At 51.0% G+C, this 25,964-nt stretch carries 14 protein-coding genes; 3 read left to right on the forward strand and 11 right to left on the reverse strand.

Annotation, left to right across the window (positions count from 1 at the left end; translation table 11 throughout):
• Positions 1 to 564: 564 nt before the first annotated feature.
• The 8 genes from ACN9MY_RS01760 to ACN9MY_RS01795 form a co-directional block, all read right to left on the reverse strand.
• The gene (locus tag ACN9MY_RS01760; protein WP_426336761.1) at positions 565 to 1,281 is read right to left on the reverse strand and encodes a phospholipase D-like domain-containing protein; all 717 of its coding nucleotides are present in this window, start codon (positions 1,279 to 1,281) and stop codon (positions 565 to 567) included.
• A 71-nt stretch (positions 1,282 to 1,352) separates the two neighbouring features.
• The gene (locus ACN9MY_RS01765; RefSeq protein WP_426336762.1) at positions 1,353 to 2,507 is read right to left on the reverse strand and encodes a hypothetical protein; all 1,155 of its coding nucleotides are present in this window, start codon (positions 2,505 to 2,507) and stop codon (positions 1,353 to 1,355) included.
• Positions 2,508 to 3,247: 740 nt separating this feature from the next.
• Positions 3,248 to 6,796 (reverse strand): helicase-related protein, encoded by a 3,549-nt coding sequence (locus tag ACN9MY_RS01770; RefSeq protein WP_426336763.1) that lies wholly within the window; start codon positions 6,794 to 6,796, stop codon positions 3,248 to 3,250.
• A gap of 10 nt (positions 6,797 to 6,806) precedes the next feature.
• Positions 6,807 to 9,125 (reverse strand): hypothetical protein, encoded by a 2,319-nt coding sequence (locus ACN9MY_RS01775; RefSeq protein WP_426336764.1) that lies wholly within the window; start codon positions 9,123 to 9,125, stop codon positions 6,807 to 6,809.
• A 2-nt stretch (positions 9,126 to 9,127) separates the two neighbouring features.
• Entirely contained in the window at positions 9,128 to 10,861 is a 1,734-nt protein-coding gene (locus ACN9MY_RS01780; protein ID WP_426336765.1) for a hypothetical protein, read from the reverse strand.
• A 452-nt stretch (positions 10,862 to 11,313) separates the two neighbouring features.
• Positions 11,314 to 11,955 carry a hypothetical protein gene (locus ACN9MY_RS01785; protein WP_426336766.1) on the reverse strand — a complete coding sequence of 214 codons (642 nt, stop codon included), beginning with the start codon at positions 11,953 to 11,955 and terminating at the stop codon, positions 11,314 to 11,316.
• A 184-nt stretch (positions 11,956 to 12,139) separates the two neighbouring features.
• Entirely contained in the window at positions 12,140 to 13,888 is a 1,749-nt protein-coding gene (locus ACN9MY_RS01790; protein ID WP_426336767.1) for a hypothetical protein, read from the reverse strand.
• A complete protein-coding gene (locus tag ACN9MY_RS01795; RefSeq protein WP_426336768.1) occupies positions 13,885 to 15,060 on the reverse strand; it encodes a dsDNA nuclease domain-containing protein in 1,176 nt (391 codons plus the stop codon). Before ACN9MY_RS01795 ends, ACN9MY_RS01790 begins: the two co-directional genes overlap by 4 nt.
• Before the next feature lie 268 nt (positions 15,061 to 15,328).
• Here ACN9MY_RS01795 and ACN9MY_RS01800 point away from each other — a divergent pair, with 268 nt between their 5' ends.
• Both ACN9MY_RS01800 and ACN9MY_RS01805 read left to right on the forward strand, forming a co-directional pair.
• The gene (locus tag ACN9MY_RS01800) at positions 15,329 to 16,519 is read left to right on the forward strand and encodes a hypothetical protein (protein ID WP_426336769.1); all 1,191 of its coding nucleotides are present in this window, start codon (positions 15,329 to 15,331) and stop codon (positions 16,517 to 16,519) included.
• A gap of 572 nt (positions 16,520 to 17,091) precedes the next feature.
• The gene (locus ACN9MY_RS01805; protein WP_426336770.1) at positions 17,092 to 17,472 is read left to right on the forward strand and encodes a helix-turn-helix domain-containing protein; all 381 of its coding nucleotides are present in this window, start codon (positions 17,092 to 17,094) and stop codon (positions 17,470 to 17,472) included.
• Between the two features lie 1,031 nt (positions 17,473 to 18,503).
• On the opposite strand, the gene ACN9MY_RS01810 is transcribed toward ACN9MY_RS01805, so the two are convergent.
• The 3 genes from ACN9MY_RS01810 to ACN9MY_RS01820 form a co-directional block, all read right to left on the reverse strand.
• Entirely contained in the window at positions 18,504 to 21,611 is a 3,108-nt protein-coding gene (locus ACN9MY_RS01810) for a hypothetical protein (RefSeq protein ID WP_426336771.1), read from the reverse strand.
• A gap of 15 nt (positions 21,612 to 21,626) precedes the next feature.
• The gene (locus ACN9MY_RS01815; RefSeq protein WP_426336772.1) at positions 21,627 to 23,471 is read right to left on the reverse strand and encodes a hypothetical protein; all 1,845 of its coding nucleotides are present in this window, start codon (positions 23,469 to 23,471) and stop codon (positions 21,627 to 21,629) included.
• A 211-nt stretch (positions 23,472 to 23,682) separates the two neighbouring features.
• Positions 23,683 to 25,254 carry a hypothetical protein gene (locus ACN9MY_RS01820; protein WP_426336773.1) on the reverse strand — a complete coding sequence of 524 codons (1,572 nt, stop codon included), beginning with the start codon at positions 25,252 to 25,254 and terminating at the stop codon, positions 23,683 to 23,685.
• A gap of 281 nt (positions 25,255 to 25,535) precedes the next feature.
• On the opposite strand from ACN9MY_RS01820, the gene ACN9MY_RS01825 reads away from it, so the two are divergent.
• A complete protein-coding gene (locus ACN9MY_RS01825) occupies positions 25,536 to 25,868 on the forward strand; it encodes a helix-turn-helix transcriptional regulator (RefSeq protein ID WP_426336774.1) in 333 nt (110 codons plus the stop codon).
• Positions 25,869 to 25,964 lie beyond the last annotated feature (96 nt).

The raw sequence follows: 25,964 nt of genomic DNA on the forward strand, positions 1-25,964 counted from the left end.
TCGAATTCTTACGCTACAGGAGTTCACTTTTCGCTAGGTAAAGCCATGTCCTGCAGCTTGCTACCAAGCCATCGTCCCGTGCAAAAGCATCAATATACATTCTCTTTTTGTTGGCGTTATACCGCGTTATCCTAGCTCGGTATAATGTGCCAAATTTTGGCGCGTTATACGAATTTGGCTAATTATCCTTTTGAAGATAATTTTGGATAATGCCTCTTGAAACAATGGCAGCAGTGGACCCGCGGTCGACGGAACATCATTGTCGGTCGACGTCCTAACTATGAACTAGCTGTAGCGGCTTCAACTACGAAGCAACTCAATGTCCTGCAGTTTGCGTCGCGGTGTCGATTTACGGTCGAGATAACGACAGTGTGCGTCATTCAGAACACTCACTTCAGCAAGCCGGAATCAAAGAAATTGTCTTCTTTGATTCGACAAGTCCTGGTTGCTGGAATAACCCTCCGAATGCATGACATCTAACTAACCTCGATGGGCCTGAAGTTGGACCAGGATGCGCATCGCGCAGAACCACTTCCCGGCGCCGCTCCGCAAAAAATAGATGAATCAACACTCGTCTGTAGAAAAGACTATCTGCACATATCTAAGGTCGATGACTTGCTGAAGCACACGGCTAATCTCGACTGCTTGCCGTCCTCCCACTAACACTCCGGTCTCGAGATTCCTCAGCATCGCATTTCCGGTCAAGTTGGCAGAACCGACAATTGCCAAACTCCCATCAGCCACAACGAGCTTAGAGTGGAGCAATACTGGAGCAGAGTTTGGCGCCGAGTATACGCGGAGGGTGCCAGCCAGGAGACGCGCTTCGCTCCTCAATAGTTCTAACGAACTCGAGGCCCAGGAACTCAACGAGTTCGCATCTTGTGTAATCACGTCGACTGATACTCGTCGCGCCAATGCATCGAGAAGCTCTTGTTGTAATTGACCTATGCCTTCAGCTTCAATGTATGGAGCAAGAAGGGTTAGGCAACTTCGGGAGCCTCGAATCAGCTCTAATACCCCACTGGTGTATCCAAACCCATTTACTCCGTGAACGCCGAGTCCATCGGGTAGGGTCCAAAGTAAAGTCGCCTCCGTATTGTCAGTCCCATCCCACAAAGTCGAAAGGAAGTTCGCAAGTGGGCGAGCCTTTAGGAGGCCACCTGGTCCGATGCAACCAGATTCCAACAATGCGTCAAACAGTACTCGCTCTCCGTTTGCACCGAGCAAGGAGGAGGCCCAAACGAGTTCAGACGATGAACTCACTGTTTCGCCAACCATCATCCAGAGTGCCTGGCCAAGCCTTTGAACACCATCCGGACGTTGAACGCGAGCTGCAACTGCCGCTGTATGAGTCACTTTTCGGGTGCCGCCTTCCACGCATCTTGCCAGTACCCAACGGCTAGTTTGTGTCCTTCAAGTGCACTGTTTGATGGGACAACACCACCATACACTGTTGCTCTCGATAGTTCACGATTAAAGGTAACGCAATTGTGCTCACGGTGAGTGCAGCCGGCACAACTTCCCCCCTCGTCCTCGCAGATTGGGTCGTACACGCACTCCCGTCCTGACTGCACTGCGTCCCAAAGCCAGGTGTTCAATCGCTGCTCAAACAAGGTGGTCAATCCGCCAATCTTTGTCTCTGCATGACGGTTGGCGTAAAGGATAAACGACAGAGACCCTGGGATAAGGTACTCGCCAACGCTAGAAGGGGCAAATCCACTCCATTCGATGCGCCGCAAGAAAAGATGGCTCATCGTATGCAAAAGAGTTCGAATTGCCACGGCCTCCAATTGCCCGTACGACGGCTCATGTGGGGCTTCGCGTAACCCCGGTACTTCGGAGTACAACTTTGCCCAAGCATCCTCACGAGATGCTGGTAAAGTGCCGCTGGCGAGGCCGTTCTGAATCATCCAGTCATAGACCTTCAATGGGTCAAGCTCAAACCAGAGTGCTTCCGTTTCCGCTGTAATCGAGAACACAGGGATTCGTCCGCGGTCATCCACTGGAAAGGGAGTGATTACCGTACGGGAGGGGTCGCGCGCAGTACGGGTGTAACCAAAAGCGCAAAGAGCAAGTGGAAAATCGTTTATGACTCGGATACTGCTGATTCCGAGCAATTCGGATGCCTTGCGATGCCCTTCTTCAATGTCAAGCGCACCGGACTCATCACCCGCGCGCCTAAGCATGCTCGCTACATCCATAGCGGTGCTGATGTCTGTTTTATCGAGAAGCGTCGTATGCTCAACTAACCATCGGCGAGGAACACCGCCGGCCGTTGCCTTGTTGGCCCTGAGAAGCTCATTTACCTTGTCAATGGCAACTTGGCCCTTTGGATTTCTCTGCTTGGCATCATATTCACGGACAGTGTCATTGTTAGGGTCGAACTTTCGAAGCTGCTCCACAAGTGCTGAAGTGATGTCGCCAGCCTCTGGATTGCTGATGCTAGAACGTTCGCGAATCGTTTCCGAAACACTTTCACCTAACAGTCCCCAGGTTCGCGCGAGCATGAGCTGCAGCGAGTCTGCTGCCTCCCGAAGCTTTTCCTGATTGTCTTCAGGGAAATTTACGAATGCGACCGTATGTGGAATGTATAGCGAAGGGTCCCCAGTCGGAACTACTCGTAGGTACTTTTCTGCACGAGTACCTGGCGGGAGAGAATTGTTATATGCGCACTTACAGGGAGTCATGCGGAGTGCTTGGACATCGGTCTTGCAATTTGCGCAGTACCATCGCGCTTGTTTAACTCGTCCGGGGTCGTAAAAAGCAAGGTCGGCTGTGCTTCCGCAGCCTGAACAGCGTTGAAATGGAACATAAAGTTCCTCGAGTCGCCCGCAGTTGTGTGCTTGAACGTACCGCATTTGGTTTAGGTAGCCTCCACAGCTACAGCGTCCAGAAGCGGATGCGCCGCGTTTCAATAGGTCAGTGAATTTTCCCGTACGAGCACACGTTCGACAACGAAACACTTGCGGGTAAGGTGTGAAGCGAACCTCTCTTGGAGAGCCGACAGCATAGTAAGACCTTCGCGAGACGTCGCGCGTATCAGGAAATTTCGTAACAAAATCTGCCGGCCACATGGCAAGTGCGTCAGCCATCGCATCAAACAGCGCGTCACGGTTGACATCAACGTCCCCCAGAGCCACTTGGGTAACTTTGCAAAGTCCATAATCGTCATGTTCGAAAATCGCTTCAGGAAGGTGGCGGAACAGGACCTGTGTCTGACCTCGTGAAAATCCCTTGTTTGACATTTTCAGTCCTTAGTCTTTTGAACAAACGTAAGTAGCCGAGAGTCGCATTGGTCCGGCCAGAAAGGAACACCTGCCTCAACATCGCGCAAGCTGGTCATGGGTGCCGGACGTACTGCGTCCTTCACCTTTTTCTCCGTACTATTTCTTATCGACATTTCTACCCTGTCAAGCTGCCTGGACAGCACTTCAGTCAAGGATTTTTCAAGCCGTGGGTCGTAGACGCCATTTCCAAGGGAGTAGGCCTTCTTTAGCTCATCGATAAAATTTCCACCCAATGAATTTAAAAGCTCAACAACGTCCACGCGATTATTCAGCTTTGAACTGCCAGTTCGGGCTGTATGGACTCCATAGATAAGACCGAGGGCAACACCAGGCAGTGTTCGCTCAGCTGCGTATTTAGCGAATCTATTAACTGGGACAGGAGATACCATTCGGTCTAAATGGTGATGGTATTCCATGAAACGGTGGTAAATGCTGTTCGCTCGTAACGAGAAGCCACTGAGCACTACAACGACTAGCCCCACGTGCCGGCGCCCGCTTCTGCTGGAGGCCTGGATGTATTCTGCTGTTTCCTCTGGAACCCCATCCATCGTCATCAAATTTACACGCTCGAGGTCGACACCATGGCTAATCATGCTCGTCGCAACAAGAGCATCAAGGAATCCATCGCTCGACCAGTTGGGAGGGCTTTCGACTCGATGCACAACGTCCGCTACTTCCGCGCTTGATGAGCGGCTCGAGTGGTATTCGACATTGAGGTCTCGGGCACCAGGCCTTACCTTCGTGGCGACTTCTTCTAAGGCCTGTCTAACGCGGGAACCTTTGGCCAAGCTCCCGACATAATTCAATGTGGTCGAGTAATGGCGAAGAAGTGCTTCGACGTCCTCCGTTGTCTTAGCGTCTTTAAGAATCGCTAAAGCCAAATGTGGTTTCGCAAACAACCGACCAATCTCGGTGTGTAATATCTCCGTGCTCAACGCAGATGCGTCAGCAGGCGAAAGCGATGGACTTTTGAACGCCACGAATATTCGAGCGGTCTTCGGGTGACCTTCATCGTCTTTATCGGGAACCGCGTAGAAGCTGCGCATGCGGTCGTAACCTCGACCAGGGAAACGTCGAGCGGCTTTAACTCCATATAGGTGGCGAACTTGGTTTTCGAAGCCCTCAATCGTGGCGGTAGCTGCGATAACTTTTGAAGGCAGGCCACCTACCGACTCTTCGCAATAACGAATAAGTGTCTCGTAGTGTCCAGAGAACGCGCCAAGCTCTTCCTGCAGTAAGTGTAGTTCGTCCTGGATATGAAGAGCAGGAGCAGCGTCATATGGCTTAACGGTCCTACGAAGCTTTTTGTCGACCTTGCAGCCAAACGCGGTGCACCAGTCTCCAAAACCATAGCCATGCTCTGGACACTTCCATTTGGCGCCTCCCCATAACAGGCCGAACTTAGGCTGCTGCCCCACGGTCGCCATCTTATCAATCGTTCCAACTACCAGTGCTGGCAAATGCCGATAGACTTCATCGTCAGTCACATCTAAAGGGAGTTCAGCCTTGCAGCTCGTACAGGTATGACGGAACCGAATGCCTGCAACATCCGCATGAGTCTTGACAGTTCCACGCCCACCGCACGCAGGACAGTCAGGAACAGCGCGCACCCGCTCAAGACTATCTTCAGTCGTTAGGTTACTCAAATACTCGGCACTCAAACTGTTCGGGGTCGTGGTACTGCCAACAAAGTAGCCGAGACGTAACGGAGCGGATAGACTGGCTTCTTCACCGAGGATTCGCTTTCGCTCTTCCTCCGTCTCCCAGACTACACGCATCGCCCGTTGAAGCTGTTGGATGCTTAACATGCGAAGTGGGAAACGCAACCAAGCTGTCATCCCGAACCGCTTATTTCGCAGCCGGTCGTACAGCATTGCACAGCATGCTAATCCCAAGTAGGCCTCTGTCTTTCCGCCACCAGTACGGAACCAAAGCACGTCCCCCCAATCCAATGCGTCTTTCCAGGAGCGCATTGTGCCTGTTGGGTATTCTCCTTGATGGAAGTTCTCACGTACTGCCAACGAAGGCAACTGGGTGACGATGTAAACTAGCTGGAACAACCTCCATGCATCGTAACCATTCGCCAGTCTTCCAAAAACACGATTGGTTGCTTTAAAGGCGCGAAGTAAACGTTCATCCGCAAGTAGCGCAGCGATGCCGCACGCAAATCGACGAACTTCGTCTTTAAATCCATCGTAGTCGCGACGGCATTCTGCCAAGGCTGCGTCGTCAAGCTTCAGTTCATTCGCGTCGAGAATGCGGCTTTTCCAATCCTTCTCGTAGTCGCACATCGCCTCGTAGATGGCTTGAAGCGTGTCAAATGGCTCGTCCGCCAATGACGCGAACTTGGCGGAGACTACATCCCGCGTCATTATGCGAGGCTGTTCGAATACCGCTAGCGACGCAGTTCGAATTAAGCCATTCTCTGGCTCCGTTACCACACTGGTATTATGTCCAACTGCCCAGACCCGACGGTCATATTGGTAATCTTGAGGGACAGGCAGGATTTCAATCGGATGAAGTCTACCTCCGCTTACCTTCGCTTCTATACGGACATCGCTGATTACCTTAAACGCGTCCTTTAATCCTTTACCCTTCGTTAAAGGTGGGGTTTCGGGGGTCTCATTCTTGAAGTAGCAGCCAATGCGAATCTTGCCATCAAGACGTGCTAAGGCTCGTACTTCCAGCGAAGCGTGTAACTGCCACTTATCAACATCGAGGCTGTTGACGCGCGCGGCTAAGAAGTTTTTGAATGTTTCGGGCGTTTTGATGTCGGCCCCGGAGACTTTCGGTCTCGTGCTTTGAAGGACACGTTCTGCATCGGGCCGCTCGAACGCAGATTTCAAAGTTTCGTCCAATGCATTTTGTATTTTTCCGCCGTCGTTGAAGGTACCGCCTGCGGCAGGAATCGTAACTTTGATGCGACTCAGCTCTAACGGCCAGCGTTGCACGACTTCGGCGAGCGGAGCTCCGACGGAGGCCCCCTCTTCAAGGACAGTGGTCTGTTCTGTGAAGTCAGGAAGATGTTTGGTAAAAATACAGAACTGGGCAGCGAGTTCCAGTTCGATAGCTCCATCAGCGTCAGGCTCAATAAGTGCTTCGAATCCAATTGCCGAAGGAGGGCGCCGCGTACTGTCGCGTTCCTCGTTCTTTTCGACGGCTTTAGGGACGTCAGATTCAACAGACGCGTCGGAAGCACGAGTTTCCTGCGCGCTTGAACTGGCTAAATAGGTTTGGCGAGTCTCTTCAGCCGCGCCACCCGCTGCGTTTGAACCCACGAGTCCATCTTGAAATGCATCAGCCTCAAGAGCAGCCGCATCGATTTCAACTGGAACGTGAAGCTGCTTCGCGGGTCCTATGACTCCTAAATGGCACCAGTCCAGCGGGTGCACGTTCGTTTTTCGAACGCTGTCACGACCAGCAAGTTTCTGCTCCAATATTTGAACAAAATGCCGTGAAATTGCAAGCTCGTCGCGATAAGTTGGGCTATATGTCCCGTGGTCAGCCATCTTGCCTCCCTCAGATTTTTTTTGAAACCGAATTAACTTCCAACACCTCTACGGCAGCAAAGACGTCTCCAATTGCCGAATCTAAGTTGCTGGCACTTGTGAGGGCTTCTTCATATCCACAGCCAGTAATGACCGCACGGAGAAATTTTCTAAGAGCGCGGCCAAGAGCTCGGTTACGTCCCCGTGTCTGCTGTACTGCCTTAAAGGCACTGTTCATCATCAAACTTGAACTCGAATACACTTCAATTTCGGCGGCTAGGACTTTGAATTCATCAAATTGCTGCGGAGCGATGACGCCATCTTCGTCGTCCCCGAACCAAGTGATGAACGTGCCGTAGCTTGATGTGAGTCCCTTTGATACCAATTTATCGAATAGCTCACGTTTGGTGTCGAAGCGATTGACAAGATGCTCCTTCGCTTTGCGCCACAATTCCAAGGCTATGCGTTCACTTTGCGGTAACCTTGAATTGACAGCGTCAGTCAATCGCTGGAAGAGACCTTCATACTCTCCATCCACGAAGGCGATGAGTTGCCACCCTGGACGAACATCTTTTGCGGAATGACGCTGAAGGGCCAGGGCTTCCGAGAAATAGACGTCAACCTTCTGGAATTCATTAAACTGGCGACGTTCACCGTTGGTAAAGCATATCTCAACCGCAGCTCCTAAGGCCCCGGTCGGTACGTGGAAGCCGGGTTCATGGCCGTCAAACAAACCAGAGCTAGAGTATCCAGCGAGCGCTTCAATGTCGATTTGCGCGGAAACTTCTGCCGTCCTTACCGTCGAAACAATGTGCCCATTGGTCTTTTGCACTATGACCGAAGGTGGCTGTACAGCCACCCTTGGTCGAGACGACTTCTTGGGTGGAAATCCGTAGGGCGCGAGAAATTGCACTCGCTTTTCGTCAGCTAATCGTGGCTCCCAAATGATATGCAGCTTGTATTGACTATTGCGCTCGATGTCGACCTCATGTGGATAAAGTAGTTCATCAACGCGCGACGATGGAAACACATCGAGATAGCGATGACCGTTTGTCCGTGGAGCGAGCAATATCGTAGGACAGGTATTACCTTCGGCAATTAATCGCCCCTCGGAATTAGAATTCACGAAATCGACCTTCCCCATTACGACTGCTTCCGAAAAACCGTCAATGATTGACTCGAGCGCGGGAACCAGAAGTGCAACTTCAGCCTCAGAACCTACAACCACACGAAGCGAAGGGGTGGATGACGCAAGGAAGGCTTCTAGATTCGAAGCTAAGGCCCAAAACTTTGCGGTTTCGCCGCGCCGCAGCAGCGTTTCGTAAGCCTCCTTAAGGTTTGCCAAAAGCTCAGGCCATGTGGTATCCCACGCGACGTTTCCATACCCGCTGACTGATTTAAGTCCTTCTATTTGTCGACGCAAATTTCCCGACCAAGTACGAGCGGCTACTTGTTCCAGCTGTGCAAGTGGAACAGCGACTTGGCGAAGTCTGTTGTAAATTGCCCAGCATTGGCGAAGACCTGGATAGCTTCGACCTTGAGCAGCTTTCACAGCAATACAAAGGCTTTTGTAGACTTTTGCCAATGCGTCGGCAGACTCAAGGTCTGAGTCACAAATCCAAAGAAATCGATTAGCGGCAGCGTGAGGAATTGGGTCAGCTTCTTCGACAACCGTTTCTGCATCGCATTTTGCTTGAGGGTCCCACATCCAGACCTGCAGCTTACTGGGGTATCCGGATGACAATAACGCTGCCTCAGTGGGTGGTGGTGAGACCGCTATTCGCAATGAGGTGCATCCAGACGCCGCACGTAAAAGCTCCGGCAATCGTGCGAAGGTATTCGGGTGGGAAGCATCGATGACTACTGCGCCAAACCGACGTCCTCCCATTACTTTTTCCAACCAGCCAGGATTGGCTAACAACACGCGAGGCTTTGAAGTCTTGGCGGTCGAGTATTTGCTGAGCGTTGTAACGTCCCAGATGTCGGTGAGTCTTTGACCTTTGCCAACTTGAAGCTGCTCTAGTTTTGCCTTGCTTGCCGAAATTGCTTGTGTGACGAAGACGATGTCCCCGCGTAGTAAATGACGTACCTCCTCGACAGGCAGAGCATCATAAGCGTTTGCGTGTGCGTGATTGCCGATGAGAAGCGCTGCGATAACATGACGCGCAGTCGATGCGTTTGCTTCGGGAACGACGAAAAGCAAACTTTGTTCACCTGATGCCAGGCACGCGCGAACGGCAATGGCACCGGTTACTTTTTCAAAGGCTAGCGCATCTCTTGGTAGAACGGCTCGATGAAGCAGCGCGTCAGTAACGCGCTGTGTGGAGTATTGAATCGCACCGTCCCACATCGCTACTTAATGAAGCGGCTACGGGCGCCAAGCCGGTCAAGATGACTTAAGTACTTGGCGCTGATGTTTGCAGATTCCTGCTCTGCGACACACTCCGCAAGAGCCATGCCCATCGCTGCAAGATTTTTTTCGGCAGTCGATTTTGGAGTGAACTCAAGAGAGAAACCAAGCGACTTTGACGTGTCCGCCGAAGAGCATTCGATGACCAAGTCGTGGAGCATGGCGTCAACGTTGCGTTTGCAGTGGTCGGCATCATTTTCTGACAATACGGCAGCGAGAGCAGTTACCTTTAAGCCAGCCGTTCCAATTGCTCCAGCGAGTGCCCGCCATGCAGCCATCTTCTTGTTGTGGAACGTAAGAACGATGCGCCCGCCTTCTTGCAATGTTCGACGACTTTCAGCTAAGCACGAAGCGATTATCGATTCGTAATCTGCAGTCGAAGTACCACGAATGCTATTTGGAACAGCTTCAGCGCTCTCATCAACTTTGACATTGGGGTCATAAACCGAAAGCCAAACGTGAAACAGTCTTGCTAATTCGCCATACTGCACGTCATCAAAGTAGGGGGGGTCTGTCACTACAACGCTCACTGAACCCGTTTGAAGGGCTTGGCAGGCGCTGCTTCCAGTGGTAACGAGTACGTCCCAATCAGTCTTTCGACGTACTCGTTTGTTCGGCACCGCGGTAATCACCTTTGGAGACTCCACCTTTGACCCAACCAGCCACTGCAGCGCTTGTACCGCAGCCTCTAATCGTCGCGGAATCGTCCCCCGTCCGACGGGGGAAAGGAAATTCGACTCAACCGCCAGCGTTGTTTGGGTATACCGATGATTGGCCATTCCTTCGAACGGTTTCAAATGAAATCGGTCCCACCTGCTTAAGAAGGCCGGCATCTCTGCAGTTCCAAGCAGCGCGAAGGCGAGCCGGTCCTTAATAGTGCCGGAACACTTCAACGCGGCAATCGACTGAAGACCCTCGACTAAAACGTCTGCCTGGCGAAGTGTGTACAAATCGCCCCACGTTTTTAGTCCATTATCGACGAGCCTATTGGTCTCCTTACCAGCGGGAATGCGTGTGAGTAGCGCCTGATGCGCATCTGAAGCGTGCTTGACCTCTACTGGGTCCCCTTCCGCTACCGGACGGAGGACCGCACGTAACTGGCCCTTTACGGTGACAAGTTCTTGTACCAACACTGCACGCCAGCCGAAAGGGTGCAATTCGGCTTTGGAACAATGCGGACATCCCACGTGTTTTTTCTCGACCTGCCAACGAAGCTTGCAACCACCGCAAGTGAACGAAGCTATATTCCTCTTTCTTAGCGTGAGCTCACCGCATGCTCTACAACCAAAATAGGCTTCATTGTCATTTACGGCTCTGCTCGTCAACGACACCAACGCATGCGGATACTCGTGAACCTGGTTTTCACAACTCACGCATGTAGCGATACGTACCCTGAGAATGTGTGAAAGCTCGGCACCACTCTGGGTACGATATGCAATTCGATGTTGGTTAAGTTTCGCCAACAATTTTTGGCCGTGCTCGGCGAGCTCTTCCTTATCGCAAGTATTGAGCGCTGCAGCCAACCCTCTAGTGGGCCAGGGATACAAATCCTGCGCATACGCCTTTACCCCTCGCCTTGCGGCCTCGAATGTGACCGTGCCGCCACCACTAAATGGGTCCGCAACTGTCAATGTCGGTCCATAATGCGCAACAGCCGCGTCCAGAAGCGCACCCATCACGCTATGTGGACGCCGAGCCCACCAGCGATAGGTCGACACAACCGGTGCATAAATTTCGCGATTGCGAAGTTCCTTAGCAGTTCGCTTGCTAATGGCACGCCAATTTACCCGCGACAGAAGGGATGGCTGTTGTGAATGACTCGGCAATACGGACCCTTGCCCCATTGGGAACCTCGCAGTTATGCCACGGTATGCGCACACTTCAATCGGATAAGGTTACCGGCACAGGTCCCTCAGCCTTTCGTGCTTAAGTATTTTACAATAGGAAACTAAAAATGTCTGACTGAATAGTTGCGACCGGTAATGGTCAGGGATGAAGTGCTATGCTTAACGTCTGAAGACTTAATCGCGCGGATTAGGCGCGCCGACCTTATTTGGATTCTAGTTCAGCGCCCGCCGCAGCTTCGTTCATCTCCACACTTGCGCAACGACAGACAAAGCGAAAAAACTCAGAACAGAAGCGAAATCGACGGCCAGGCTCGAACGGCAGCACCAACAACTCCAATTGCAGTAATAACGCTGCCAATCAACCAATGCTCGCGAATCCATTCACCGATGGCCTTAATGGACCGGCCATTCATTTCCCACCAGCTTGAGTAGGACTGAAGTCTTCCGGCATGTGCCCGCTCCGCAAAATTCGCAAAAATGTCGACCTTACGCAATGTGGACTGATGAAGCTTCAGAAACTGCTTAGCTTCGAAAGCATCGGCTTCCTGCTTACCGGTCAAGAAATCCTTCGCCGTAATAGAGTTTTGCTCCATTAGATTTTCGATGCGAGGATGGGAGGTATAGCCGACACCATAAATAGCAATAAGGATGCGCGAGAGGTCTAGCCGTCGCTCCTCCGGCACACTAACAGTTGCTCGGCCTCCGAGTGCCTGGATACGATTTTCAAGGGCTTCGAATCCGAAATTCGCATCCCGCATATTCCAGTGCAACCACTTACAATGCTGACGCTCACGCACAGCTTGGAAAAAGTTCTCAAGCATTTCGAGCTCAAGTTCATCATAGTGCTCTGAGATACTGCCCAGCACTTTGCGGCGCTCTGCAACAAGGTGAATAGAGAAAGACTTGGTTTGGCCGGTGTCCAAGTTCCGTATCGCGATCGACGTCACGCGAGGAGAACGCGGGTTATCTCGGTCATAGAAGCTTTCGCACGAATAGTGTATGACCACTACATGCTCCGGCGTCTGAAAGAGCTCACTAAGTTGATGCTTTGCGCGTTTCCACCCTTTGTAAAGTTCTCGTTGTTGGCCCATAGCTATGTTCTTCTCATTAATTCATTTCGCCTTCAGGAGCCTTCCTCTTTTTTGCCTTCGAGATTGAGTCACGCATACTTTGCAATCGCGGCTTAAGGAACTCGACGTCTTTGAAGTCCTTTTCGTTGAGCAAATTCCGCTTACCTTTCAGTTCGATAACATCGAAGCCGGAAATATCTACGGACGGTGGAAGCATTTCCAAAGCGAGAATAGTTTGGTGGGCTGGACTGATTGACCCATTAAGGATTTCAATCATCGAAGACAAGTTGTCGAGGTCTTGACCAGATTGCTGTGGAGTGTCTACAACAAACGGGAAGTGCGGCATATCACCAAACTCTGCATTGGTTTTTAGCAACGCCATATGCACTGCCATCAGTGAACGCGGGGCAGAGCTACCTCCAACCTTGCCACGCTCTCCTGGTTTAGCCTTGGTAATTTGTTCTTCTGCCGGAATATTCAGCTTGCTAGAGTAATAAGAAATGCTTGTGTTGTAGTATCCCTTGACGTTTTTTAAACGCACTGCGTCGTCGTACTTCTTATACGCGAGGCGATGCTTTTCTACCTCTTCAGCCAGTACGTCTATTTCCTTAGTGAGCTCTAAGGTTACTTTGTCAAAGGCGTCATCCAAAGTCTGTACGCTATGGGCTGCCAACAGCAGGTCTTTGGCCTGAATATCTACTGGCTCATCATCAATAGCTGCCTTAATTTTCCTGCTCTCTTCATCTGCTTCTTGGAGCAACTTTAGAATTGTCTGATACCTTTTGGCAGCCGTTTTTCGTTCTTCACGTAACTCTCCAACCAAGTGAGAGATTGAAAGGGCGTCCTGCGTCAGCTGCAAACGAGCGTGAAAAGAGTTGGCGTGGTGAGTGCCACAAGTTGGGCATTCAATTGTCGGTTTACTGAATTCGCTGATAAAGCCAAGGTCGTCAGTTAGCGAACGATGTGCTTCTACGGCAAGCGCCAGCTTTGCATCTATTTTTTCTTTTAGATTGATGGCCAATACCAGCTTCTCGCGGAGCTCGTTCTGTCGCCTCTGCAGTACGCGGGTCTGTTCTCCTAAGTCAACGAGCTCGTTTTCGAATCGCTCGGTGCTCAACACCGGGACGGTCTTAGGAAGAATTTGGCGCACGCGAGAAAAGGCTGAGCGCTGCGTCTGAAACTTTTCTTGCATCACCCGAAGCTGGTCGTTTGCCACCTGCCAGCGCTGATATTCTGTGAAGTATCCGTTCGGGCGCAAGCCAATGAACGCTTCAAAGACTGGCTTCTGCCACATCCTGAATTGATTCAAGCTCGAATAGGAATTCCAAGTGGCGCCCCAACCTCCATCTTGGTCGATATAAGACGGCAGGGTCAGGTAATCAATGCCAACGCGCGCAGGACTTGTGTTCGCCTTCCGACGAAGCATCAACTGATAACCGAACAAATCGGCCATAACTTTGTCCCATTCACCCAGACTCTCCGCGGCAGCAAGGAGTTCACCCTGGAGCGTAAAAAGTCCCAATTCTTTTCGCTGCCGGACAACGAGGTAGTCTTGATTGTTGAATTCGAACTCCAATGCACCAATGGCATCAGGGTCCCACATTGGTGCCATGTGCTTCTCAGGTGAACAACCAAGAGTCCAAAAAAGGTTCTTAGTGATGCGAGATTTACCGGTTCCGTTCGTCCCGAATAGAATCGTTTTCGGGTTCGGGAACGTCTGCTTCTTTGCCTTTTGTTCGCTCTCTGATACGAGCCAGAGCGTCTTGAATGTCACGTTGCGGGTCATTTTGCAGCCTCAGATTGCGAATTAGCCGCAGTAGTGAATAGGTTGATGTCGATTCCATTTCGAATAACCATTAAGGTAAGTGCGCGCAAAAGTGATTTAGATATTAAAGGAAATGCTTCTGGATTCGAAGTCACGGCATCATTGGCAACGCGTTCAATGTAACTTCTTAGCTTCTTTTTGTCAGGGCTATTAGAAGCTTTGACGACCTTGTAGCAATCGAGCAGGGTTATCAACTGGTTCCTCGTGAGCGCATCAGTTCTATCGGTCAGAGCCAACAAGACTGCTGCACGTTCGTCTTGCAATTCCTCAACTTCACCGTAGTCGTGTTCAGGGTCTCTACGAAGGAGCTCTATTCCTTCATCGAAAATTTCCGCTATAGATTTCGATGGGTTTGAGAGAAGTGAAAGGGTCGTGATGGCATCACTTCGGGCGATGAGCCGTTTGGAACGTAGTTCTTCAAAGGTCGCAGCGAAGCTGGTATTTGAACCCTTGCTCCTAACATCAGACGCAAGCATTAAGGCCGCAACCACTGGCTGCGGGACTTGAAAAGGTATAAGTTGTCGATGCGCCAAATCACTCAGCTTGCCGCTGATAAATAAATGCTGTTGGCCCAAAGAGAGGTCTGAACGGTGCAAACGGACATCTTGGAGATTAATATCTCCCTCAGTTAACGCGAGTTGGTTTGCCAGTGCCTTAGCAACTATTTTCTTTCCAGCGTCCGATAAGCTCGCCAATTGGTAGTCATGCGAGTTCAGTACCTCGCTTTCCCCATCCTTAATTTTAAAGCTTGAATTTGAAACGAATCTGAGTTTTGTTGGATACCCGTCAAATTCGCGTCTGCGCTTGTACAGTTTCCCCAAGATAGATGGCTGAAAAGTTCCATCCTTAAGTTTCTTACCACGCTTATGCAGCTCGGAAAGCGTCCAAGCCACAGCTTGTTCGTTCGTCTTGACTTGACAAAACTCGACTTTGGTTGGGGTGGAAGGTGAGTCTAGGACAGAAATGTCTTCTTTCACCTCAATCCCCAAAGCAAAATCGGCCGGCTCCTCCAATAACTCCGTTATTAATAGAACGGCGTACCATTCCTGGAATGTGAATCCTTGCGAGGCAATTTGCCCAGAGTTGTCATCATTGACGGTATCTGCAAGCAATGCAGTCAGAGACTTTTGCATTGTTCGCCTCGCATAAAGCCGCGATTTTTGTAGTACAGCGTTGCAGGACTCACTGTCATAGCCGGCTCTTCAAAGATAATTTCTTAATGAAATTGTAAAGGAAGAAATCAATGTTGTGCTGGAAACATTGAGGGGAGGTGGACACAAGTCAGGGATAGGCGTAAGCGAAGGACAAGTGCTCGAGCCTTTCAGTGACAGCTTTTCCCCGTTGTTCAGTGGAATCGCCAAACTATGAGGCGTACATGTCAGTTTCAATTCGGAGATTCATATGCAAGAGACAGCCCAACCTGTTGACCGTGAAACTCTTTATAACGAAGTGTGGCTCGAGCCAGTTACCGTCGTCGCAGAACGCTACGGTCTGTCCGATGTTGGCCTCGCGAAGATTTGTCGTGCTTGGGCCATTCCACTTCCAAGCAGAGGTTACTGGGCGAAAGTCAACGCCGGCCGCATCATGAGGCAAGTTCCTCTCCCGCCTCTTGAACAGCCAATTCGACGCTTTGCCAACTTGGTCAAAATCCATCCAGAGCAGCTCGCCGCTCGAAAGGCCGCGAAAGAAGAACATGCGCGCATTCGCGAAGAGGTGCTCGCAATACCTCTCGAAGAGGCGGCTGCATCACCGGAGCATCCGCTGGTTCGTGCTGCATCCAAACGACTGCGTAAAAGAGATGGCTGGCCAGCCGACACTTTGATTCGCTCGGCACCAAAAGAAGTCCTTAATATCGCTGTTACTCGGTCAGCCCTCGACAGAGCCCTACTGTTCATTGATTCGCTTTTGAAGGCAATGGCCAAGCAGGGATTCGAAGTGGAAATCGACGAAGAGCGGGGCGCATCAATCGTTCGCAGAGTTAAGACTGACACCAAACTGGACTTCACGTTGGTCGAGCATATTCGTCGAACAAGGCATGAAGCAACGCCCGCTGAGGAGCGAGCACAAAAACGCTATTGGGAGCGTTCACGATGGGACGGGAACTCAACCTTCCCGCACATTCCAATGTATGACTACGCGCCCACTGGTTTGCTCACTTTCCAAGTCGGGCGCTGGCCTCAGCGCACATGGAACGACACTCCGAACAGAAGTCTCGAACAACGGCTTGGCGAAGTAGTTGCGGGGATTGTGGTGCTTGCCCAGGAGACGTTCGCCAAAGAACAAGAAGAGATTCGTAGACAAGAGGCTCTTCGTCGAGCCCAGGCACGCTACGAGTTCCTAATGAAACGACGAGCAGCTGAAGCGACGCGTTTCAAATCCTTAGAAAGTGATGCGACCAATTGGGAGCGCGCCGTCAAATTGCGTGCTTTCGCCGATGCTCTTGAGCGAAATGCCTTGGCAGCTGGAATCCTGTCCGAAGAGGCAGCGAATTGGCTTGCCTGGACTCGAGCCAAAGCTGATTGGCTTGACCCTTTTATCCTGGTTTCGGACCCCATACTCGACGCTCCCGAACCTAAGCGACCACTGTACTAGCTTAACGCCTCACCGGCCCTGCAATCGCGGGGCCTCTTCTTTTACACTTAACGGAGAAGTAGGTCGTAAACGGCACAACGGTCGCCTGAGCGACCGTCGCGCGCTGGATTCTCTTAGCCACTCCAGGTGGGACCGTGGCAAAAGCACTGCCAGGGTGGCACTACGTTTTGCGCACCCGCTCAATACGTAGCCTTTAAAGTTGTTGGAAACATTAGGATAGCCGCGTCGAGATGTCAACCGCATTTAAATCGGGGAGCCTGAAGCGCCTAAGACTTCGCGCTCGAAACTCGACTCGCAAGATTTGACGAGTCCTGCCTGGCCCTCCTCATTCTCAACGACAGGCCTGCTGAATTGCTCCAGCAGCGTCATACGGACGTCCTTCTCGGAGAGCCGTTCGGCCATTACCGACCTGACTAGATACATGCGGTCAGGAGAACGAACAAAGAGTCACATATGACCTCTTAAATCAAATATTGACTCGTATCTGACCGTTTTCGATGACGCGTTGGTGTTCGCGTTAGGAGTGCACTATAGTGGTCGAATATGACGTTTAACGAGTTAAGGGTTCAGTTATGACCGATAAACAAAAGACGGCGGCGACGCCCAAACCTTCTCGCCGCCTCACCGAAAGTCCAATGCCCTTACCTGTCGAGCGTGCGTTGGTTGCTGCCGGAGATGACCTTGCGCTGGCCCGCCGACGCCGGGGAATTTCTACGTCGTCCATGGCGGAGCGGACGGGCATCTCAAAAAAGACGCTCTACCGACTGGAATACGGAGACCCCGGAGTGTCTTGGGGCGCTGTGGTTCGGGTCCTGAACATCCTGAACCTCCTCCCCGAGCTCAACAAGGCCCTGAACACCACCAATGATGCGCTCGGTCTGGCGCTCATGAACAAGGCGGTGGCCAAACGCATCCGGGTACGCAAAACCAACTCGGACAGTGGAGCTCTGTAATGGATTCGCGGCAAGCGCCGCCCAATTGCGATTTTCAATACTGAACGGAGCGCTAGCCGACTCAGTTTTCCGAGCTTTCCTGCTTTCCTAAACTCTGTCGCCGACAGCACTATAGAGACTGCGGCACGTGAAGAAGTGTCCTCAGGTCGGCCAGTAACGCCCGAAACAGTCGTGCCATCGAATAATCTTGGCAGTTCGCTGCCCCTTGGACTAGGTACCTACAAGCTCACCTTCACCACCTTTGACGAAGTTTCTAATGTTCAATGCAATCGAAAAGGCACGGGAACATAAGTTGGCACGTAAGCAATGTGTTTCGGACGAAATGCGTGCTGCGGAAATGCGGATAAGAGAGGCGGAGGCCCAGTTCGTTCGTGCGGCCCCATCTGGTCGAGAGGCGGAATGGCGACAATGGCGACGTTCAAGCCCGTCCTTCTCAACATTGCTTTCACGAAGCCAAATGTTCCGGAAGCGAAAGCATCAGATGTCGCGTTGAATTTGCAGGTTTTCAGACATCTCAGCCACGAATCACACAATTTTCAGACATCGTGCCCGCGTTACGGCCGACAATCGGCCGTTTTTCAGTCGTGCGCCGGCCGATACAGTCATGAATTGTTAAGCGTCAAACTGGCAGGCCGGGGAGCCAGGATTGTCTGCCGCCCGCCATGCGATACCAACCAATGCTTACCACTCCGCCGAGCTGTTTGCCGCAGAACTGTCTCTTACGGCCATTTGTAACTCCAGCTGAAGTATCGAGCACCAACTGAGCAGCTGCTTGAAGCTGATTTCTTCGGGGTGATTCTCCAGGTGTGAGATGCGATTTTGGCTCAGCCCGACGCGAATCCCTACTGCAGTTTGAGTTAGCTTGAGCCCTTTACGAGTCGATATGAGCAGTTGGCCAAGCTGTGGAGCGGTAATCAGGATAGGCGTGGATAACCCCGAAATAGCTGAAATTCAGATAAAGGCGCTTGGCGGGCGCCAGGCTGCCACCAAAACCCCTCGATTATGGAGTATTGCAAACGCATCAGAAGTTCTTAGCCACGGCTCAGTTCGATAATTTGGAAGTCGTCTCCCAAAAATGAAAACTTATGGGCGAACAATCCTGCTATTTTCTCATCTGCCGTGGCAAAGAAGAGCTGTCGGTCGGACTTCAATACAACGTTTCGGAGGTAATCAAGAAAGGACAAAGCATTGAGGTCGTCTACGTGTGAAATTGGGTCGTCAAGGAGCATCACCTTGGGCCCATCCTTCACCTGAGCGTTCATTGCCAAAAACATCGACAATGCGTAGGCTGCGCGCTGACCGGTACTTACTTCATTCAGTTGAACAGCCGCACCGGAATCGCGGCGAGTCAATGGAATGTCAGGCGTGGCATTTACACGGTATTCAGCGGGCGTGTGAATGCGGTTGAAAATACTGTCGGCCACAGTGTGAGCTGCCTCCACCACAGCCTCTGTCGCTGAATCTAAAGAATGGTTATCAGCGATGTCTTTGAGCGCCGCAGCGGCATTCTCAAGACGACGGATAGATTCATCGCATTCTTTAATTCGGCTATCGAGGTGAGCCATCTTCTTGCTAATGGCATTCTTTTCCGTGTCTGCCTTAGCCTCTTGTTCCATCAATGAGATTACGTTCTTCGCGCTTAGAACCGAGGCTTCGATTAGGCCACAAAGCCCAGTCAAGCTTGTTGTAGAATCAAGCGCGAGATGAAAACGCAGTTCATTACACATTGCAGCTGCACGTTTTAGTTGTTCATACCGAGTTTCAACCATTTCTACTGCGACAGAATGCGACGGCTGCTCATTCAGCGACAAGATTGCAAGCAGTCGAATTACCTCTGCGTTATGAAGAGATAATTTGTTCTCAGTTTCAGATTTCCTATTCTTCAACTCCTGCAAGTAAGTGTCGACACTTCGCTTAGCCGCTTCAATATCTAGAAAGCTTGAGTCGTTTAGTTGAACGCCATCCAGTGGCAAGAATAGTTTCTCGACCTCCTGGAGCGTCAGTCCTGCCAGGGCATATTCGTTCAGTCGAGTCTGATTTTGTTTTGTGAGAGCAAACAGGTCGTAAGAGCGAACGTATGCGCTTACAGCTTGCGATTGGGCCTCCAGAACAACTAGCGATGTCCCCCCTGGGACGGTCTCTGCAAACTTGAACAGCGAGCTTAACCATTTTCTTACGCTGATGATATCTAATGATTCGCGAGTCAATCTGTCAATTTCGTGTTTAAGGTCCGTCGATGCCAGCTCGGTCGGAATGCTTACATGCTCGCTCATTCGGCGAAGTAACTCGCCAGGCGCAAACTCAGTATTGCAGACTGGGCAGCTTTCATCAGAATGACGATGCTCTACCACTGCCCGGGCCCAGTCGTGGACTTGAGTAATCGCATTTTGCAACTTCGTTTGCATTGATGTTAGGTCTGCATACCCCTTCTTTTTGTTCGATAACTCTTCGTTAATCTTTGCCTCGAGGGCTAAGCATTGCCTGTATGCGTCGTTGACTGATTGTTGTCCATATCTATTTTTCCAGCCTTCTGGTGGCACATCGACAAACACGGCAGTGAATGTCTTCGCGTTCAACGAAAGCTCATCCTTCGCTTCTTGCAAGCTTTTTGTCAGCTTGACAAGGTCCTCCACAGCATCGGGCTGAATTTTTGAAAGTGCTTCTTTTCTCGCAGTTGCAGTGCGATGTTTATGTGCTAAAGATTTCGCAGCTATTTCACTCATTTGAATCTGGGAAATCTCTTCTTTAAGCGCTGGCATTACCATGGCAAAGTCAGCCATCATTTCGCCAATTAGCTTCTCATGAATATCGTTCCCCAGCCACCCCATCTGACGCACAACGGTCAGGTAGGAAGCGAGTTCCGCGAGCCTATCTGCCAGGCCGCCAGCCAACATCTGCGCTTCCTTTGGAATTTCATACCAAGCAATTCCCTCAAGATTCTTCACGAATATCGAGAATGAGGCTGCCGCCTCCCCAGGCGAACTCTCAAGCCTTCTCAAGATTTCCGCATTTGCTTCCTTCTCAATTTTTGCCTTATCCCTGTCGGAACGCCTGTCACGCTCTTCCCCTGCAATTGCCTTCTGCAGTGACTGAATTCGTTTCCACACTTCCGTTGCCTCATGACCGCTGAGTAAGTCGGCCAGCGTCTCTGAGTTATTCTTCTGACCTGGTTTCGAATCACCCTTTATGAGAGAGAGCTCCGCTGCCGCGTCTGTGTTCAAGAAATTGAACCTAGAGAATTGATTTGGCAAATTATTGTTGCGACTCAGGTCATCGCTCCCATACCACATCCTTTGGCGCGTCTTGAAATCAGAAAGGAGTTGAGCTTGAGAAGTCGTAACAACTTCACCCGACTGAAGGCGCCCGGTTACGCTAGCGATGGCCGATGCGCTTGAGCGACGATTTGCACCGCAATACAAGAATTCGAGCCCTTCCATGAACGACGTCTTTCCGGCTCCATTCGGTCCGAAAATTAAGTTGGCCTTCCCTAGTTTTGTAACCTCACCTTGCTTAGGATAGGGTCGAAATTTTCCCAAATTAACGCTTTCAAGTCTGCTCGAAACTAATTGATTGCTCTCCTGTATCCCGGAGGCTCTTCTTGTCCGTACAGTGTTCCTTGCGGAGCCGGTCGAAACTTCGCGCACAATATCGCTTACCGCTCGATTCTCATCCAAGACATCGTCCAGGCCATTGGGGCTGAGTTTTTCACTCCAGACCTGAAGGACATCTGTTGTCTGAACCTCTTCGTTCACTACTGCAACTGCGTCGAGTTCATCCAATACCTGCTCGAGGTCATCTTTAAGTATCACGTACTTTCGCGCGTAACTTCTATCAGCCTCGAGTGCCTTCTTGATTGCGTTAAAACCAGGGGTGCGTGCTTCGTCATCGTTGACGACGAAATAGAGATAGTTGTTCCAACGGAGGTCAGCAGCAGCAGTCTCAGAAAAATACGACTGCCCAAGTACGTCATCGAGGTAGCTGCTCAAATGACCTACTGTCCGCGGCAATCTACTATTTAAGTCAAAGACGTACGCCGCGAAATCCTTTCCGTCTTGCCTCCGGACTCCGCGGTAAATACCGGCGGCGATTTCCGAGACATCTGAAAGCTTATTAGTGATTTTTTCACGCACGGCCTGCATAGTTACGCTTTCCTTTTAGTCGTCCTGGTTTTTGTGGTGAAACGACGGGACCGTGAAGTCAACTGCTGACTGGACTGCAGGAGCTGTAATAGATAGCGCCCGTTCACTTCCAAAATTCTTTGGCCCATTGGCGGTGCTGTAAATGATACAAAGGCGTTGGGCCTTCGATGCCAAATGCTGCTTCAGTCGGTCTTTCTCATCATTTTCCGACAAGGCTTTGTCTGGCTCGGGAGGCGGTCCTGCGAGCGTCTTTCGTGCTCGTTGGTCAATTACATCAAGGACCCTTAGGTCTCCCGGCATGCCTGCATGAATAACCGTAGCGTAAGTCCCGTCTGCAGCTACGACATTCCTGTTCGGTATGTTGCCCGACCAATGAAAGCTGAACCCCTGCCGAAGAAACTCAACTGGTGCTGGCCACTGATACCCCGATGCGCGCAACTCCGCGATAAATTTTACGGCGCCGAGCCTGGTAGACCTGAAGGTCACGGCCTCTTGTGCCGTGTCTTGGGTGATTGTGATTCGCCTCACAATCTCCTGTTCGCAAAGCCTCATCGAGTCAATGTTCGATGGGCGATGCCACTTCGGTTCCGGCCCAAACTCTCCTGCCGACACTGCCATTGCTCTCTCAGCCGTCGCCGGCCCATTTGCGTACAAGGAGAGAACATCCCTCAGGTCCGTTGGCGCCGCAACCGAGTCACCTAACAGTTTTTCAAAGCCATCGTCTGGGAAGTCCTCCGGCTTTGCGGCCTCAAGCCAGTTGGAGGTTGCGGCCGTCCAAACAAAAGTCTTAAGTGCCCTTGGTCCGGTGCGCGTTGACCGTGGCTTCGGAATCCCGTGATGTATGACTTTTGTGGACTGAAGAAGGAAGGCGCGCGGGCGGTAATGGAACTGCAAAGCATGTGCCCGAATCGGATAATGGTTTGTGTAGTACACGCCATGACGATGATTTTCCTTGATACCTTCATCGGACACGTCCATTTCTGGCGGGCGCAAGTACCATGCGGAGCCACCGATATTCTTCCAGTTCATCCCCTCAGTTTCATCACCTTGAAATGAGATTATGTTGTCTGCCCAGTTAAGACATAACACTTCTGTGTCGCCGGCAAACTCAAATAACTCCTGCCTGTACCGCTTGTAAGTAATGTGTCGTGGGCTATTGTTTAACTGAATGTGAAGAAGTAAAAGCCCTTGATAGTATTGTGTAATCAATTCGCGGCTAAACGAAAAGACGTCCGAGCAAATCAACGTCATTAGACGTACCTCATGCGGCGACCTCCCGAATAGATATACATATCTACCGGGAAGCATTCCTGTCGCTTCCGTATTCGCCGGGTCCCCAGACGGGGCAGTCTTATACTGAACCAAGAGTACTAGACGCTCGCCCGTTCCGTCCTCTAACTGCGTCTTGAAAACATAAGTCAATGGGTTCCGGTATTGCTGGGTTGTACGTTCTCTGGTTGAGACGTCATCGTCTAGGACGCTTGCAACAGGGGATAATCGCTCACGATATTCTTGTAGTTTCGTAAGCGACAGACTTTCACAACCCAGAACCCAAAGCTTTCCGGTCTCGGGAACAACACCCGCCTCAATTGACTCAACCAACGCGTCCCAAGGGACACTGTACTCAGGACAAACAACGAGGTCAGGTTGCATTTCGAGGACTCGTTGCAGGAGCAATGAAATCCGCTGCTTTGCTTCATCGGCATTTGAATTGCCAATAAAGCTGTCGGTGACGCGTATTTTCCCCTCAGGTTGCAACGCGAATACCCTGTAAAGCGTATCGTCAGCTTGCAGGGCATTTAGAGCAGGGTGACACAACCCCGCTTTGCGTAGCCTTTCTTCAACTGGAACTACCTCCACCGCGCACCTCCAAAATCAGACTTGCCCTCGTAATGGGAAAATATTAGAAAGCATTCCTAGTGTAACTGGTAGTTGGTGACTTAAAAGCAGTAGCAATGCGGCCCACGCATCACCTTCCATGATTCACGCCTTGCAGCGGGGCTTTCCATTAGGATTTTGCTGGTCAAATTTGAGTCACTACTGCTTAGTCACTCATTTACTATCAAGATGTTCATTCGTTCAACTCGATTCGCAAGTAGGCTATGTTTAGGTTGAACTCACGGTGCAGCCTCTTGATAAATTCATCGGTCACTTCGTCCAATTCTGGCTCACCTACCGCAATGAGCTTGACAGGATTTAAGCCACCTTTTCGATAGCCATACTCGAGTAGCTGCCCCATGGCTTGACGCACTATCTCTGCAGCCGTACCACCCACCTTGATTTCGTACAAGTGAAATTCACCCTCAGAAAGCTTGACGACGGCATCTGCATAGCCTCCCGTTCCAGTCGCACACTCAGTTCCTACATTATCTTTGCCATGCTCTTGTACCAACCGACTATATAAGATGTCCTGTAAGCGATTATGTCTAAGGTCCATCTCTCGTCGAGTCGCGGAGACTTCAGCTGCTGCAGTTGGGGGACGCGTCCTATGGCCTGGTTGAAAGGCCCCGGACGGAATCTGCGCGTCGACTTGCTCTGCAACAAACCAGGGAAACATGTTGCGAATATGTATATCGCTGTCAATTTCCTCAATTCGAGTCATGTGAGCTACCAACGCTTGCGCTCGTTCCGCCCAGTTAGCTGACTTATGAGGGGGCACAAATCCAGTGTGTTCAGCAAACCATTGAATGACCTTGTTTTGGCTGGGCACGTCCACCGTCGTATGATAGAGATTGGGATGTAGCCCAGCAAAAACTCTTGCAATAAGCAGGCGAGGGATAGCCGAGATGTGACCTCCATTTCGCAAAGATTCAAAACGGTCCACGATGCGCTGGAAATTTTCCGCACTGCCATCTTCGTAAACGTCTCTGATAACCTGTACCAAGTCTCCGCGCATCTCGTCAGCGATTTCGAACTTGAGCTGGCCTGACCCCGCATCGGCAATTGCGTTATCTCGAGTTCTCCAGAACGTTTTGAATAGCTCGTCCGAGTCCCCAGCTAACAGCGCCTGTTTGATAAGTTCAGCAGACTCTCGATATCTGGGTAACCAGCCCTCCATAAACTTATTTGACGCTTTGAACCCGCGCCAAAACATCTTGGCTTCTCCATCGAACTTAGGTGGGGTAAGAGCGGCATCGCCAGGACCTGTGGGAATCGACACTCGCGTCGACTGTCTATTTCGGGAGCGGGGATGCACTTCACCATTTAGCCTCGCACGAGCAGCGTGTAGGGCGTCTTCCGAAAATTCATCGGGATATTTAACGATGATTGCTTCGATGGTCATGTCCTGCTGGCCTTCTCCTTCAAGCATATCGAAGCCCGCTGAACGTATGGGGTTTAACGCCAACTGTTCGGCAGTTTGAAGAGGACCATACTTCTTCAGCATCCCGCGAAGGCGCTTGGCTCTATAGTTAGTTCCATCCTTCAAGCGGCTCTGCACTTCCTCGTAGGTGTAAAGAACATCGGCAATCGCTAACTCCGCTGGCGTCGTATACCCCTCTTCTTGGGCTTGCAACTTCTTTGCATATTCCAAGGCTTGAGCTTCTATATCCAATCTTCCAACAACGTGCGCATTCTTAGCTAGTTGGCGAGCCTCCTGCGATGTCTTCACTCGAGTCACTCGTTCGTCCATATTACTTTTCATTCTCCTATCTTTTTTCAATTGCTACGTGACGGAACGACGATGTCAGGGCCAATAGATTGTTATCCGTAGCCCACAATACCGCATACATGCAAGGATATCAATTGACCAGAAATAATACATCTAACCAAAATGCTAATTTTCAGGACCTGGTTATTCACAGAGTTGGAGCAATGTAAGCTCCATTTAAGCGGTTAGATTTTGCCCTTTACAAGCAGTTTCCGGTCATAATAGGCAAAAATCAACCCTTTACTGCTGGCGCAATTTTTTTACAAATAATCCGAATGACACAGTTCAGAACTCCAGAAGAAATTGAAGTCGACTTGGGCAATCACCTGAAGCGGCTCCGAATTCGTAAGAACCTCGAGCAAAAGGCGCTGGCCGCCCAGGCCGGCGTTAGCCTGCGCTCGGTGCGAAATCTCGAACTGGGAAATGGCTCATCGTTGCGCACCTTGGTGCTTATAGTCAAAGCGCTAGGAAGGCAGTCCTGGTTTGACACAATTGCGCCCCTGGCGACTGTCGACCCATTGATGCTGACGCGACAAGCGCAGCCTCGGCAAAGGGCAAGTAAGCCACGGAAGAAAGTGGAGAACCCGACTCTCCCCACTAACGAATAGAAATTCTGATTTGTCCTCACTTTAGTGGCAAATGGGTTAGAGTTGATGGTCCGCCTTCACGCCCCAGAAGGATTCGACGATACCCTCGGCGCTCAA

The sequence above is a fragment of the Pseudoduganella sp. R-31 genome (genome assembly GCF_049913235.1).
In the GTDB taxonomy this organism is placed as follows: domain Bacteria; phylum Pseudomonadota; class Gammaproteobacteria; order Burkholderiales; family Burkholderiaceae_D; genus Rugamonas.

Coding starts and splice junctions, on each gene's coding strand:
- ACN9MY_RS01760 (WP_426336761.1), bottom strand. CDS start 1,281: ATGATGGTTGGCGAAACAGTGAGTTCATCGTCTGAACTCGTTTGGGCC.
- ACN9MY_RS01765 (WP_426336762.1), bottom strand. CDS start 2,507: ATGCTCGCGCGAACCTGGGGACTGTTAGGTGAAAGTGTTTCGGAAACG.
- ACN9MY_RS01770 (WP_426336763.1), bottom strand. CDS start 6,796: ATGGCTGACCACGGGACATATAGCCCAACTTATCGCGACGAGCTTGCA.
- ACN9MY_RS01775 (WP_426336764.1), bottom strand. CDS start 9,125: ATGTGGGACGGTGCGATTCAATACTCCACACAGCGCGTTACTGACGCG.
- ACN9MY_RS01780 (WP_426336765.1), bottom strand. CDS start 10,861: ATGGGTGCGCTTCTGGACGCGGCTGTTGCGCATTATGGACCGACATTG.
- ACN9MY_RS01790 (WP_426336767.1), bottom strand. CDS start 13,888: ATGACCCGCAACGTGACATTCAAGACGCTCTGGCTCGTATCAGAGAGC.
- ACN9MY_RS01795 (WP_426336768.1), bottom strand. CDS start 15,060: ATGCAAAAGTCTCTGACTGCATTGCTTGCAGATACCGTCAATGATGAC.
- ACN9MY_RS01800 (WP_426336769.1), top strand. CDS start 15,329: ATGCAAGAGACAGCCCAACCTGTTGACCGTGAAACTCTTTATAACGAA.
- ACN9MY_RS01805 (WP_426336770.1), top strand. CDS start 17,092: ATGACCGATAAACAAAAGACGGCGGCGACGCCCAAACCTTCTCGCCGC.
- ACN9MY_RS01810 (WP_426336771.1), bottom strand. CDS start 21,611: ATGCAGGCCGTGCGTGAAAAAATCACTAATAAGCTTTCAGATGTCTCG.
- ACN9MY_RS01820 (WP_426336773.1), bottom strand. CDS start 25,254: ATGAAAAGTAATATGGACGAACGAGTGACTCGAGTGAAGACATCGCAG.
- ACN9MY_RS01825 (WP_426336774.1), top strand. CDS start 25,536: ATGACACAGTTCAGAACTCCAGAAGAAATTGAAGTCGACTTGGGCAAT.